The 14,059-nt window shown below is 54.4% G+C and carries 10 protein-coding genes; 7 read left to right on the forward strand and 3 right to left on the reverse strand.

Annotation, left to right across the window (positions count from 1 at the left end):
* Window positions 1-60: 60 nt before the first annotated feature.
* A complete protein-coding gene (locus ACLHIJ_RS01695) occupies window positions 61-1,083 on the forward strand; it encodes a LacI family DNA-binding transcriptional regulator (RefSeq protein WP_411295874.1) in 1,023 nt (340 codons plus the stop codon).
* Between the two features lie 150 nt (window positions 1,084-1,233).
* Here the strand turns inward: ACLHIJ_RS01695 and ACLHIJ_RS01700 are convergent, their stop codons facing one another.
* Window positions 1,234-3,465, reverse strand: a complete 2,232-nt coding sequence (locus ACLHIJ_RS01700) for an NADP-dependent isocitrate dehydrogenase (RefSeq protein WP_411295873.1) — start codon at window positions 3,463-3,465, stop codon at window positions 1,234-1,236.
* 213 nt (window positions 3,466-3,678) lie between these two features.
* Here ACLHIJ_RS01700 and ACLHIJ_RS01705 point away from each other — a divergent pair, with 213 nt between their 5' ends.
* The 3 genes from ACLHIJ_RS01705 (at window position 3,679) to ACLHIJ_RS01715 (ending at window position 7,528) form a co-directional block, all read left to right on the forward strand.
* Complete coding sequence (locus ACLHIJ_RS01705) at window positions 3,679-4,131, forward strand: protein-tyrosine phosphatase family protein (protein ID WP_411295872.1); 453 nt, start codon at window positions 3,679-3,681, stop codon at window positions 4,129-4,131.
* A gap of 534 nt (window positions 4,132-4,665) precedes the next feature.
* Complete coding sequence (locus ACLHIJ_RS01710) at window positions 4,666-5,931, forward strand: M18 family aminopeptidase (protein WP_411295871.1); 1,266 nt, start codon at window positions 4,666-4,668, stop codon at window positions 5,929-5,931.
* Complete coding sequence (locus tag ACLHIJ_RS01715; protein ID WP_411298342.1) at window positions 5,924-7,528, forward strand: class I adenylate-forming enzyme family protein; 1,605 nt, start codon at window positions 5,924-5,926, stop codon at window positions 7,526-7,528. Before ACLHIJ_RS01710 ends, ACLHIJ_RS01715 begins: the two co-directional genes overlap by 8 nt.
* Window positions 7,529-7,698: 170 nt before the next feature.
* Here the strand turns inward: ACLHIJ_RS01715 and ACLHIJ_RS01720 are convergent, their stop codons facing one another.
* Window positions 7,699-8,742, reverse strand: coding sequence for a lipoyl synthase (locus ACLHIJ_RS01720; RefSeq protein WP_411295869.1), 1,044 nt, complete (start codon window positions 8,740-8,742; stop codon window positions 7,699-7,701).
* A complete protein-coding gene (gene lipB, locus ACLHIJ_RS01725) occupies window positions 8,739-9,518 on the reverse strand; it encodes a lipoyl(octanoyl) transferase LipB (RefSeq protein ID WP_411298343.1) in 780 nt (259 codons plus the stop codon). The genes ACLHIJ_RS01720 and lipB overlap by 4 nt, the downstream gene beginning before the upstream one ends.
* A gap of 245 nt (window positions 9,519-9,763) precedes the next feature.
* On the opposite strand from lipB, the gene ACLHIJ_RS01730 reads away from it, so the two are divergent.
* Genes ACLHIJ_RS01730 through ACLHIJ_RS01740 form a run of 3 tightly spaced genes read left to right on the forward strand, consistent with a single transcriptional unit; the run spans window position 9,764 to window position 13,937 of the window.
* Window positions 9,764-10,774, forward strand: coding sequence for an ABC transporter permease (locus ACLHIJ_RS01730; protein ID WP_411295867.1), 1,011 nt, complete (start codon window positions 9,764-9,766; stop codon window positions 10,772-10,774).
* Window positions 10,774-11,772, forward strand: coding sequence for an ABC transporter permease (locus ACLHIJ_RS01735; protein WP_411295866.1), 999 nt, complete (start codon window positions 10,774-10,776; stop codon window positions 11,770-11,772). Before ACLHIJ_RS01730 ends, ACLHIJ_RS01735 begins: the two co-directional genes overlap by 1 nt.
* A complete protein-coding gene (locus ACLHIJ_RS01740) occupies window positions 11,772-13,937 on the forward strand; it encodes a dipeptide ABC transporter ATP-binding protein (RefSeq protein WP_411295865.1) in 2,166 nt (721 codons plus the stop codon). Before ACLHIJ_RS01735 ends, ACLHIJ_RS01740 begins: the two co-directional genes overlap by 1 nt.
* The last annotated feature ends 122 nt before the right edge of the window (window positions 13,938-14,059 follow it).

Raw genomic sequence — 14,059 nt, forward strand, 5'->3', positions numbered from 1 at the left:
CTTCAGTACGATCACAGTGCGTGGGAACGCCGAATGAGAACGGAAGGAAGGCCGAGCATCGTGAAAGCTAAAGGACGTCCACCTGGGATGATGGATGTAGCGAAATTGGCCGGAGTTTCTCATCAGACTGTCTCACGAGTGCTAAATGGATCGGATAAAGTTGCTCCACATACGCGCGAAGCGGTAGAGCAGGCCATCGCAACCTTAGGCTACCGCCGTAACTCAGTGGCGCGTGCGCTTGTGACGAGCCGTTCTGGAATCATCGGGATCATTTCTTCGGCTGAGCCAGCGTATGGCCCCTCGTCGATACTGATGGCAATTGAAGTGGCAGTACGCCGTGCCGGATATTTTACAGGTGTGGCCCCCATGCTGAACTGGGATGCGGCCTCCTTGGAAGAAGCGTGCGACCATCTGCTCTCTCTAGCGGTGGAGGCACTCATCGTTATTGCGCCATTTGAGGTTGCTGGCGGAATTGAAGCCCTGCACAATATCAACGTTCCGGTTATTGTGGTTGCCGCCCAGCCAGTAAATATTAATGCCGGTCAAGTGAGCGTATGCGTCGATCAGGTCAGTGCCGTGCGGCAAGCAATGCAACATTTACTGGATTTGGGGCATCGGAAGATCGCACATATTGAAGGCCCGCAAGAGTGGTATGAGGCAGTGTGCCGCAAAGAAGCCTGGCGCAATGCGTTGAACGACGCGGGTATCTCCACGCAGTATTCCTGCGGTGGCGGTTGGGATGCGGTCACCGGCTATCAGGCCGTTGAACAGCTTTTCGCCCAGGACGCGCCGACGGCAATTTTCGCGGCGAATGACGTATTGGCTATGGGGGCCATCCGTGCCTTGCATGAGGCTGGATTGCGCGTCCCACAGGATGTATCAATTATTGGTTTTGACGATATTCCTGGTATTAGCCATCTCGTGCCGCCGTTGACCACTATTCATCAAGACTTTGAACGCCTGGCGAAAGCTGTCGTGCGAACGATGACCAGTGCTATTGATGGGGAGAAGATTGGGCAGGTCGAAGCCGTGGCGGCAGATCTCGTCATTCGGCAATCAACGGCCGCTGTGCGCAACGATTAATCGCGCACAGTCACGATTAATCTCGTATCCACACAGCGACCGTCGATAATATCCAACCGTATATTGCCAATGGAGGTTACGGGTCAATATACGGTTGCCCTATCCACCCTTGCTTCATGCACCGAGGTTATGCACGGGATCTTTTAGCCTTTAGGCCTTGCCCCTACGGCAGGCTCGCATTCGATCAATGATGGTGTTCAACGTCGCTGATGGGCGCATTGCACGGGCAAGCTCCTGGGGATCAGGATGGTAGTAGCCGGTGATCCCTGAGTGTTTCCCTTGTGCGGCCAACAGCTCCGCATTGATCGTCTCTGCCTTGCTGTTCAGTTCGGATGAGATAAGAGAGAACATCGCACCAAGCGCATGATTATCGGTTTGCTTGGCCAGCTCGTCAGCCCAGTAAATTGCCAGCCAGGCATGCGAGGATCGGGTATCTGGTTCGCCGGTGCGCCGCTGTGGGGAGCGTCCGTCATTCAAAACCCGTTCGGTGGCGCGATCTAGCGCATCGGCAAGGACCTGCGCATCTGGCTGATTGCAGGTGCGAGCTAAATGGCGCAAGGATTCGGCCAGAGCCAGGAATTCGCCGAGGGAATCCCAGCGCAGATGGTTTTCTGTGATGAGCTGCTCCACATGCTTGGGGGCGGAACCGCCGGCGCCAGTTTCAAACAAGCCGCCACCGGCCATGAGCGGAACAACGGAGAGCATCTTGGCTGAGGTGCCCAGCTCCATAATGGGGAATAGATCTGTGAGATAGTCACGCAAGACGTTTCCGGTGACGGAGATCGTATTTTCTCCGCGCCGCACCCGATCAACGGTTGCTTGCGTGGCCTCTTCAGGGGACATAATCGAGATCTCTAGCCCGTCGGTATCCTCATCAGCGAGGAATCGTTCAACGTGCTCGCGAATACGCTGGTCGTGTTCGCGGAGTGGATCGAGCCAGAAAATCGCTGGCGTTTCGCTAATGCGTGCGCGTCGAACAGCGAGTGATACCCAATCGCGGATTGGATCAATCTTGGCGATACAGGTGCGGTAGATGTCACCGGCTGCGACGTCCTGATAGAGCAGGACGCTACCATCTGAGCTGCGCACTTCGATGCGTCCGGCAGATTCGGCGATGAAGGTCTTATCGTGCGAGCCGTATTCTTCAGCTTTCTGCGCCATGAGGCCCACATTCGGAACAGTGCCCATCGTCGTTGGGTCAAATGCGCCGTGGCGCTGGCAGTCTGCAATAACGACCTGGTACACCCCAGCGTAAGAGGAGTCAGGGATGACGGCGATGGTGTCACCGGGTTGCCCGTCTGGCCCCCATACGTGCCCGCCATTCTTAATCATAGCTGGCATGGAGGCGTCAACGATGACGTCCGACGGCACATGCAAGTTGGTGATTCCGCGATCAGAGTTCACCATTGATAGTTGCGGGCCGCGCGCTAGTTCATTGTGGAAGGATTCGAGAATATCCTCATTACCCTCAGTGGCGGTCAGCCCAGATAAGATCGAGCCAAGCCCGTCGTTTGCGCTCAGGCCTAGGGCGGCAATGCGCTCGCCGTAGGTTGCAAAGGTTGAAGCGAAATAGGCGCGAACAGCGTGACCGAAGATAACCGGATCGGATACTTTCATCATGGTGGCTTTGAGATGAACCGATAAGAGGAGGTTTTCTTCGCGGGCTGCGCGTACCTGCTCGGCGAGGAATTCATCGAGAGCGACAACATTCATGGTGGCAGAATCAACCACGTCACCGCGCCCGACCGGAATACCGTCACGCAATAGTTTTTCTCCGTCTGCACCGACGAATACAATGCGCAGCGTATCGTCGGTATCGCAGATGATAGAGGTTTCGCTGGAGCGGAAGTCACCGCTGGTCATAGTGGCGACGCGGGTGCGAGATTCTGGTGACCACGCTCCCATCCGGTGTGGATTCTTCCGAGCGTAGTTCTTTACGGCAATGGGCGCGCGACGATCCGAATTTCCTTCGCGCAGCACTGGATTGACGGCAGAACCTTTTACTGCGTCATAGCGCCGACGGATTTCGCGTTCTTCGTCAGTGCTGGGATCTTCAGGGTAATCCGGCAGTGGGTAGCCGTGTTCTTGTAGTTCTGCGATGGCCCGCTTGAGTTGTGGTACCGAAGCGGAAATATTTGGCAGCTTGATGATATTGGCCAGTGGGGAGGCAGTCATTTCGCCGAGTTCTGCGAGCGCGTCAGGCTGGGCTAGCTCGGGAGGTAGCCGATCGGAGAAGGCTGCGATGATACGTCCAGACAGCGAAATATCGCGAATCTCAACGTCAATATTGGCTAATGCGGCAAAGCCGTCAATGATAGGAAGGAGTGAAGCGGTAGCCAGCATGGGGGCTTCGTCAGTATGGGTGTAAATGATCCGTGCCACGGTAATCTCCTGTGATCTTCCAGAACGCGATCTCTTGACTTCAAGATTATCGAATTTCTTTTCGGTATGTGGCGAAAAACTAATTTTTCTTGGGGTGGCAATGTGAGATTGCGCTATAAACATGAAAATAGGGGGAGAAGGTTCGCCTTGGCAATTGCTCGGTTGGTACGGTAAAAGGCGTTAAGTAGGTAAGCCTAAGCCGGAGGGATATAGATGAAACAGTGGGAGCATGGCCCTGGTGTTGTCGAATTTCCTTCCGGGCGTCGTATCCGTGGGCGGTCATGGCGCACGCCGGTTGATGAACATGCTTCCCTGTGTATCGTCCTGACCACTGGGGTTGGATCGAAATATGGTCGCCCTGGGGTTACGGGGGATGCGGCGCAGACGATCACGATTGATTGGCCGGATTATCGCCTCCCGCGTCGTGCCTCCCATGCGCGCGATGTGTTGCGCGATGCGTGGCAGCGAGCTGCCCATGAGCGAGTGGAAATCGTGTGTGGTGGCGGAGTGGGGCGCACTGGAACCGCGCTCGCAATTATCGGTGTGATGGATGGAATGGATCCGCAAGAAGCGATTGATTTCGTCAAGGAACATTACGACGAAGGATCTATTGAGAATCCGGCGCAGCGTGCTTTTGTGCGCGATATGGGTGCAGAGCGAAATTAATATACGTTAACGACGCACTGGGTGAGCTAGGTAGCTGTTGCGTGCAAGCTAGTTGTTGATGTGTGGCTGTGGGGTGTCGATACCTTGCCGTCGGTGCTTTTTGTTAATGCTGCTGGCTATTGTTTTGTTGAAGGGCGCGCCTGTTGAGGCGATGAGTATAGTTCTATTTATTACCTGCCAAATATGGAATGAACTGACGTTGGCTGTGGCTGAGGGTAGTGGGGTTTAGATCCGCGGCGGGTCTGGGCACTCGCTACACCCTTAGGTCTCGTAGAGCTCTCGTCATAGGATTCTGTAGAGTTCTTATGCTGATTTCTTATATTGGCTCGTGTAGTGCGTCCTCATATGTCGATTCTTCCTGGGTAATCAGGTTCTGCGTAAGTTGGGTAGACGGAAACCTTGGGTTGGGTGAGAGGTATAGGGCAGGGCGTCTGAAGGTTTGATAGGCGGGTCGCCTACTTAATTTGATAATGAGAGTCAATCGCTATTAGTCGGCAATCGACAATCACGGTTATCGGTCCTAGACTGAAAGGCGTGTGTAACCAGGTAAGTGAATATTTGTCTTTTCTTTCCCAATCACCGACGTCATTCCACGCTGCTGATGTACTAACTCGCCAGCTTGCAAATGCAGGATATACCCAGCAAGACGAGTGCGAAGCCTGGGCGGGGCATGATCGAGGATATATTCAACGCGGTGGATCAGTCATTGCCTGGCGAATATCAGAAGTCACCGATTACACCGGATTTCGTATTGTTGGATCGCACACAGATTCTCCTACTTTTCGCCTCAAACCGGTATCGGCAAGTGCCTATGGATTCAGCCAGGTTGCCGTGGAAGTCTACGGTGGCCCGCTCCTTAACTCCTGGCTCAACCGCGATCTGGGGATCGCTGGATTATTAACGGAGATTGACGGGACGACCCATTTAGTTCGTACTGATCCGTGTATGGTCATCCCGCAGTTGGCCCCGCATTTAGATCGCGAACAGAACTCCACCCTCAAGCTCTCTGCGCAGCGCGATTACAAGCCAATCTGGGCTTGCGGAGAACATGACATTATGGAATACATCTGCGCACAGGCCGAGGTTGACCCGCAGCGCGTTGCGGCAGGCGATCTCTTTGCCTATGAAGCTAGTGCGCCGCGCCAATTCGGCGGTCCAGATGGGACGGATTTCGTGGCAGGTGCTCGGCAGGATAATTTATCCTCGGTTTATGCCGCTTTGCGCGCGTTCTTAGGGCAATCCTCCAGCGAATCGTCGCACGATATTCAGATTTTCGTCGCCTTCGATCATGAAGAAGTCGGATCAGAAACCTTTGCAGGTGCGGCGGGCCCCTTCCTAGAATCGGTTTTGCGTCGCCTAGCCGTCCACTTATATCCGCAGGATCATGGGGATGAGCGGTTTGTGCGGATGATGGCGCTATCGTCATGCATTTCCGCCGACGCGGGCCATAGTATCAACCCCAACCGCCCGCAAAAGCACGACCCTGAGCATCAGCCAGTCTTGGGCAGCGGCCCGATGCTGAAGATTAATGCCAGCCAGCGCTATGCCACTGAATCTCAAGGCAGTGCGCTATGGTTGCGCGCGTGTTATTGGGCGCAGATTGCCAGCCAAGAATTCGTTTCGCACAACGACGTCTCATGCGGATCGACTATCGGGCACATTACAGCCACCCGACTCGGAATAACGACGGTTGACGTCGGGGTGCCGCTGCTATCGATGCATGCCGCCCGTGAGCTATCGGCCTTTTCTGACATTCTTGATCTATCTCGCGCCCTAGAAGGGTACTGGGCAGGTGTCTAAGAAGCCGATCTTTAACGCGGCCCACGCGCTTGACCGCGCGGCCCATGCTCACCCGCAACGCATCGCGATTCACTACGGATCGCGAGAGATCAGCGTCCGTGAGGCGGCTATTACGAGCCGAAAGATCGCGCAATTGCTGGCCTCAGTTGGGGTATGCCAAGGTGATCGGGTCATGCTGATCTCGCACAATTCGCCGTACCACATGCTGTTACATGCTGGGTGCGCGCGTCTCGGCGCAGTGTTTGTACCGATTTCTTACCGGCTTACCCGCAGCGATCATCAGCGCATTATTGATTTCTGTGCCCCGCGAGTGGTCATCCTGGAGGCAGAACTGGCCGATGGTGGGCCTTTTGAATCAAGCGGAACGCTCATGCATTTCGTCATTGATGACGATGAGCAGTCGCCAGCTACCGCGCAGGCAATTGCGGCAGGATTTTACTCGTGGTCTGCTGCTATTGAGGCTCATACCGGACGATTCATTACGATTGATCCGGCGGGCGCTTCGGCGCTCAACTCGCGCAATTATCCAGAAGGGCCGGCGGTTATCTTCCTGACCTCGGGTTCGGCTGGGGTGCATAAGGCCGTTGAACTTAGCCACGAGCACTTATGGTGGGCCTCGCGCAATTTCCGGGAGGGATTTGAATACAGCTCGCGGGATACCATTGCCGTGGCCGCGCCCATGACCCATATCGGTGGTTTTAATGGGGCAACCTTAGATCTTTTTTCACATGGTGGCACCCTCGTCATCTGTCGAGAATTTGATCCGCCAGCATTGGTGGAGTCACTAGCTCGCCATCGTGTTTCCGTCATGTTTGGTGTGCCAACGATGTGGCGGGAGCTGCTACAGATTCCGGAATTCGATCGGGCGCATCTGCCGGTATTCCGTCTGGCGTTATTAGGGGGTGCTCCGGTTCCCGCGCCACTATTGCAGGAATTAGCTCGACGGGGATTTGAGCCGTTAACGGTGTGGGGGATGACGGAGATCGCTGCTTCTGGCACGTATCTGCCTGCAGAGTATTTGCCGGATTATGCCGGATCTATCGGGCGCCCCTTTGCCTATATTGAAGCCAAAGTTGTTGATGATACTGGAGAACTTAGCTCAGAAGGGGAGCTGTGGGTGCGCGGGCCAAGCGTGGTCGGATCGTATTGGCATAACGACGAAGCCTCAGCCGCTCATTTTTCGGGGTCGTGGTTGCATACTGGGGATTTGGTCCGGGTGGACGAGGCCGGCATGATGTGGGTGACGGGCCGAATCTCGAATGTGATTATTTCCGGCGGAATAAAGATTAACGCCGAAGAGATCCAAGAGGTCCTGCTCGCCATGCCTGGGGTGCGTGACTGTGTTGTTCTTGGCGTGCCGGATGAGCGCTGGGGAGAAACTGTTGCGGCGGTATTCGTCATGGAAACAGGTAGTGCTATTCCGTCCCTTGCCGAGGTTCAAGAATATGCATTGCGCTCGCTCGCTCGATACAAGGTGCCGCGTGTGATGATGGTGGTAGATAATTTCCCGACGAATTCCGGTGGCAAACCTGATCGTCAGCAGATCCGGCGAATGTTTGCCGAGCTGAGCGCCGAAAATGAGCAGAGCCTCCAATAACGGGACGCTAATAAATAGTAGACAGCTATTTCTCGGGGTATTAGGTCAGGCAGTAGCGAGAAACGCTACAGGAAGTTTTCCTCACCTTTCCATGTACGGGTTGGGTACTACCGTAAAACGTCGGGATGAGGAAAACTAACCCTCCTGTTTTAGTAACCGCGATTAATGATTCAGCAACCGCGGTTAATGATATTGCGCGCTTCTTGACGAGCAATCAACGGTTTATCTGCGTCCCCTCCGACGGCGTTCAGATGCTGAGGAATCGGCCAGCCCTTGTGCCGCATGGCCCGCGCCCATAACGCACCGGAACGATATGAAGAGCGCACCAAGGGGCCGGCCATAATACCGGCAAATCCCATCTCGTATCCGATCTTCGACAGCTCCACGAACTCTTCTGGTTTGACCCACCGATCAATAGGGTGATGGAAAGCAGAGGGGCGTAGATACTGCGTGATGGTGAGAATATCGCAACCAGCCTCGCGTAAATCCTGCATAGCGGCGATAATCTCGTCGGTCGTTTCTCCCATGCCGAGGATGAGATTGGATTTGGTGATGAGATCGTGCTCGGAGGCAAAAGCGATCAGATCAAGTGAGCGATCGTATCGGAAAGCTGGTCGAATCTTTTTGAAGATACGAGGAACGGTTTCGAGATTGTGGGCAAGCACCTCGGGGCGCGATTCAAATACTTGAACCAAGGCCGGTGCGCCACCGCGCATATCGTCAATGAGGAGCTCAACGCCAGTATTCGGGCAGGTCTGATGGATAAGTCGGCAGGTTTCGGCATACAACCAGGAGGCCCCATCGGCCAGATCGTCGCGGGTCACTCCGGTAATGGTGGCGTAATTGAGCTTCATTTCCCGCACTGATTCGGCGATCCGGCGTGGTTCGTCGGTGTCGTAGGAGGTGGGCTTGCCGGTCTTAATAAAGCAGAAATCGCAACGTCGGGTACAAATATCGCCACCGATAAGGAATGACGCTTCCCGATCCTCCCAGCACTCGTAGATATTTGGGCAATTGGCTTCCTTGCATACCGTGTGCAGCGAGGCGGCGTTCACGCGGTTGCGCATATCTTCGTATTCTTTGCCGACGGTTGCGGTTGTTTTGATCCATGAGGGCTTGTTCTCGATGGGGGTTTGGGCGTTGCGTTGTTCAATGCGTAACAGTGGGCGCGAGCCAGGGGTGGGAGTTTGCGCGGTGCGCGGGTCCATAGTCATTGTTCCTCCCGATAGTCAGAAACGGTATGCGGATGCCAGGGCGTGCCGGTGGCGTTAGGAAGATTGAGCGGATGACGGTGAGCGGCCGCCCATAATTGTGAGATAGATTGCGGCGAGGCGATTGTCAGATCCTCGTGCGTTCGCTGTTGGAGCGGGGCGTAGGCCTGAGATAGCTGTGGGATGAGATACTCGGCGGCAGCCGTAAGTGAGGTCGATATTCCGAGTTGTGCCAGGGAAGTGACGCCTGCGTCGGCTAGCCCACACGGAATAATTCGCTGGAAATGAGCTAGATCAGTGCTGACGTTCAAGGCCATCCCATGCATGGTGGTATTGTCTGCGAATTTTATTCCGATAGCACAGATTTTCGCGTCTTGCTGCTGCTTTTGCAGTATCCATACGCCGGAACGGCCGGCAACTTGGGCGGTATCAAGCTGGTAGCCGAGGCGTAGCGCCGCCATGATGGCCTCTTCAGTACGGCGAACAAAACGTACAACATCTGCTGGTGGCTGGACGGAAACGATGGGGTAGATAACGAGTTGACCAGGGCCGTGATACGTTACAGAACCGCCACGATCCATACGGATGACGGGGAGATCGGTATGGGGAATATCGGCGTCGGCAGTTCGGCGTCCGGCCGTAAAGACGTGATCAGCCTCCCAGACGATCAAGGTATCTGGTTCGCGATGACGGGATACCTCGTGATGGAGGTAACGTTGGAGACGATCTATCGTCATATAATCCTGGGGTCCGTCGGCAAGAAGATTCACGATACGCACGGTAATTAGCCTAGTTCGCACGGGTAAATGAATTCGAGTCTCGAAATGTGATACTTGCCCAATGGATTTGGTGAATAGGTGATCTTGAGCAAAGAATTAGTAAAAATAGTCTTACTGAAGTGCAATCGAATTCCGTTCCGGTATAGACTTCCACAGCAGAAGAGACTATATCTATTGCATCTAGACACAGACCGACATCCGAACGTCCAGCGAGGCGCCGGGTGTCGAACGGGAGAAAGCCTCGCATGACAAAATATCTTTTACGGCGACTGCTGAATTATGTGATTCTACTGGCAGTTGCAGTGACTATTGCGTACTTCCTAGCTGGTACTCAGCTAGATCCGCGGTCAATGCTGATTGAAAACGAGCTGACCAAGATGGGCAACAAAACCTATCTTGAGGTTGTCCAATCGGTTGATGCGCGGTTGAACGGATGGAATATCAATCCGCAAATGCCAATTCTTGAGCGCTACACCAATTGGCTGGGAATGGTATTTGGTCATTGGGATTGGGGAACCTCCCCACTGGGTGCTTCGGTTAATGAGCAAGTCTCTAACCGTATTTTGCTTTCCCTCCAGCTCGTGTTCCTGGGTTTCTTCATCGGCATTGTCGGTGGCGTGTCCATCGGTGCGTGGGCGGCTGTTCACCAGTACTCCATCCCGGATCGCATTATCACGATCGTTGCGATGCTTATTATCTCCACGCCGTCAATGGTTATTGCGGTGTGTTTGCAGATGATGGCGGTGTGGATCAATACCACCTTCGACATCAAATTCTTTGAGTTCATTGGGCCGATCTCGGCTATTCCGCCAGACGGTTTCTTCCCGCAGCTTCTGAATCGACTCCAGCACTTGTTGCTGCCGACGATTGCAATTTCGGCTGGCGGCTTGGCAACGTACTCGCGCTATCAGCGCAACCTCATGCTCGATACGTTGGGCGCGGATTATGTGCGCACGGCGCGTGCCAAGGGCCTGCGCTTTAGCACTGCGATCCGCAAGCATGCGCTACGCACCTCGCTCATCCCGATCGCGACCTACTTCGCCTTCGGTATCACCGGCCTCGTGCTCGGTGCCGCCGTCACCGAACAGGTCTTTGGCTGGGAAGGCATGGGTATCTATGGCGTGAATACGATCCAGCAGCAAGATATCAGTGGCACAGTGGCGGTCGTCGCCTTCTCGGGCGTCGCAACCTTGAGTGGAGCATTCCTCTCTGATGTTTTGATTGCAGCCGTCGATCCGAGAGTGAGGGTTTCCTAATGGCACACAGCACTCCTGAAGAAGAGCTTGTCGTACACAAGCAGCTATCCCCGATGGCGGATGCAACGCAATTGGAAGCAGTTCGTCAAGAACTCGCAAACCAGGTAACCCAGCGCAATGCCAAGATGAAGCGTTACTCACGTCGGCAGATCGTGGCACGCCGATTCTGGCGTAACCGCACGGCTGTCCTGGGCGTTATCGGTCTGATTTTGATTTTGGCATTGGCGATCTTCGGTCCAATGTTCTCTCACTGGTCATTCATGGAACGTGACCGAGGTGTCTATCTCGTTGAACCGGATTCGGTGCATTGGTTTGGTACCGATAAGCGCGGTCGCGATATGTTTGCAATGACGCTGGAAGGTCTGCGTAAGTCCATTGTTATCGGCTTCGCGGTGGCCTTGATCCAGACGGGATGGGCAGCGCTATTTGGCTCTGCAGCGGCGTACTTCGGCGGGTGGATTGATCGGGTTGCCACCTGGATTATTGATTTGATGCTCGTCGTGCCGTCCTTCTTGATGATCGCTATTATTTCTAACCGCTTTGGTACGCAAAAGTCGGGCGTGTTCTTGTTCGTTTTGCTACTGGCTGGTTTTGGCTGGATGCTTACCGCTCGTGTGGTTCGCTCGCTGACGATGGCGGTCAAATCGCTGGATTATGTTTCGGCTGCGAAGTATATGTCCGTTCCGTCGTACACGATCATTACGCGCCATATCTTGCCGAATATCTCCTCGCTGTTGATTATTGATTTCACCTTGGGCGTGGCCTCAGCCGTGTTGTCAGAGACGTCACTGTCCTACTTCGGATTTGGTGTGAAGGATCCGCAGGTGTCACTGGGCTCGCTCATTGGTTTAGGGCAATCTGCTGCGCTGACGCATCCGTGGTTGTTCCTCCCACCAGCACTCGTGCTCGTCGTCATGCTGGTATCTGTGAACTTCGTGGGTGACGGTCTGCGCGATGCATTGGATCCGTCCTCGAAAGCTGGGGGAGGCAAAGCATAATGGCAGGTAAGGAAACCACCGAAACGAAGAAGACGACGATGAAGAAAACCCGTTCGCGTGAGCACAATGATCCGTTACCGGAGCCGAAGCCAGGTGTGCCGGTTGTTGAGGTAACCGATCTGCACGTTCGTTTCCCCTCTGAAGATGGCATCGTACATGCGGTGCGCGGCGTAAACCTGTCGGTGAATGCCGGTGAAGTGCTCGGTATCGTGGGTGAATCCGGCTCGGGTAAGTCCGTAACCTCAATGTCTATTATGGGATTGCTTGATCCTTCGGCCCGGATCGAAGGATCGGTAAAGGTCTACGGCACGGAGATCTTAGGCAAGCGCGATTCGTACATGTCGAAGATCCGTGGCAAGACGATTGCGATGGTTTTCCAGGATCCGCTTTCGGCATTGACTCCTGTGTACACCATTGGCGATCAGATCATCGAGGCCTTGCAGGCGCATTCTAAGATCTCCGATGAGGACGCCCGTAAGCGTGCAATTGAGCTACTCGATACGGTTGGTATCCCGAATCCAGAGATCCGCGTTCGGGCTTTCCCACACGAGTTTTCTGGTGGTATGCGCCAACGAGCCATGATCGCTATGGCTATTGCCAACAATCCAGATTTAATTATTGCTGATGAGCCGACGACTGCTTTGGATGTGACGATTCAGGCGCAGATTCTCGATGTATTGCGCAAAGCGCAGCGGGAGACGGGTGCTGCCGTCATTATGATTACCCACGATCTCGGTGTGGTTGCTGGTATCGCTGATAAAGTTGCGGTGATGTACGCCGGTCGTGTGGTGGAACGCGGATCAGTAGACGAGATTTTCTATCACTCGGCAATGCCGTACACGATTGGTCTGCTTGGTTCCTTGCCGCGTTTGGATTCGCGCAAAGAAACCCAGCTTGCCGTGGTGGAAGGCAATCCGCCTTCAATGCTTTATGAGCAGACAGGATGCCCTTTCGCTGCCCGCTGCCCAGTTGCAGTGCGGGAATGTTTGGATGGCGAGCCGGAGCTGACGCAAGTTAAGAATGACTCTCCGGGGGTGCCGCACCAGGTGGCATGTATCCGTGCGCATGAGATTCGTGATGAATCGAAGAAGTACATTGATATTTATCCGCTGCCCGATGCGATCCTTCCGCCCTTTGACGGTACGACGCGTGAAGAACGCGAAGAGGTACTGCGCATTGAGAACATGAAGAAGCATTTCCCGCTGATGAAAGGCTCGGTATTCCGCCATCAGGTGGGAACGGTACATGCTGTCGATGGCATTTCGTTAGATATTCGTGCCGGTGAAACCCTGGGTTTGGTCGGTGAATCTGGTTCCGGTAAGACGACCACCCTGATGGAAGTGCTTAACCTGGTCAAGCCGCTGGAAGGAAAGATCGTCGTTCTTGGCGAAAATACCGAGAATATGACGAAAGCTGATCGCAAGCGGGTGCGCACAGATCTCCAGGTCGTATTCCAAGATCCGATGGCTTCCCTCGATCCGCGTATGCCGGTGTTCGATATTATTGCCGAGCCTTTGAAGTATGCGGGGTGGAAGAAAGCGGATATTGAGCCGCGCGTTAAAGAACTGATGGAGATGGTGGGTCTAGAGCCTGCTCACGTCAATCGGTATCCGCGCAACTTCTCAGGCGGTCAGCGCCAGCGTATTGGTATCGCGCGTGCCTTGGCAGTTCAGCCGAAGTTACTGGTGCTTGATGAGCCGGTTTCTGCTTTGGACGTTTCCATCCAAGCTGGCGTTATTAACCTGCTAGATGAGCTGCGGGCAAAGCTGAACTTGTCCTACCTGTTTGTTGCCCACGATCTTTCGGTGATCCGCCACATCGCGGATCGGGTAGCAGTGATGTACCTCGGCAAGCTGGTTGAGGTCGGCGATGTGGATTCGGTATTCGAATCGCCGCGTCACCCGTACACGCAAGCTCTGCTTTCGGCTATTCCGATTCCGGATCCGGTCAAGGAACGTAACCGCAACCGAATCTTGCTCCAAGGCGATTTGCCTTCGCCAGCAAACCCGCCAAAAGGTTGCCGTTTTGCTTCCAGGTGTCCAGTTTATGAGACGCTTGGGGAGGCAGATCGGGGTCAGTGCGATAGTGCACATCCGGATTTTGTTACCGAGGGTCCGGATCACAAGGTAGCGTGTTATTTCCCGCGAGAAATCAACGTTTTCTAAGGGAAGAGCCGGGGAGTTAGCCGATGATGAAATCGAGCTAGCTCCCCGCTTTTTTGTTTGCTATCTCACCAAAATTTGGCGAACCGACGATAACACTTCGATAACGGCGCGGATGGAGCTTT

The organism is Trueperella sp. LYQ141 (assembly GCF_046599555.1).
Classification (GTDB): Bacteria; Actinomycetota; Actinomycetes; order Actinomycetales; family Actinomycetaceae; genus Trueperella.

What these genes read in the sequence shown, in the direction of transcription:
- ACLHIJ_RS01705 (WP_411295872.1), top strand. Translation starts at nt 3,679, where the DNA reads ATGAAACAGTGGGAGCATGGCCCTGGTGTTGTCGAATTTCCTTCCGGG.
- ACLHIJ_RS01720 (WP_411295869.1), bottom strand. Translation starts at nt 8,742, where the DNA reads ATGACTATGGACCCGCGCACCGCGCAAACTCCCACCCCTGGCTCGCGC.
- ACLHIJ_RS01730 (WP_411295867.1), top strand. Translation starts at nt 9,764, where the DNA reads ATGACAAAATATCTTTTACGGCGACTGCTGAATTATGTGATTCTACTG.
- ACLHIJ_RS01735 (WP_411295866.1), top strand. Translation starts at nt 10,774, where the DNA reads ATGGCACACAGCACTCCTGAAGAAGAGCTTGTCGTACACAAGCAGCTA.
- ACLHIJ_RS01740 (WP_411295865.1), top strand. Translation starts at nt 11,772, where the DNA reads ATGGCAGGTAAGGAAACCACCGAAACGAAGAAGACGACGATGAAGAAA.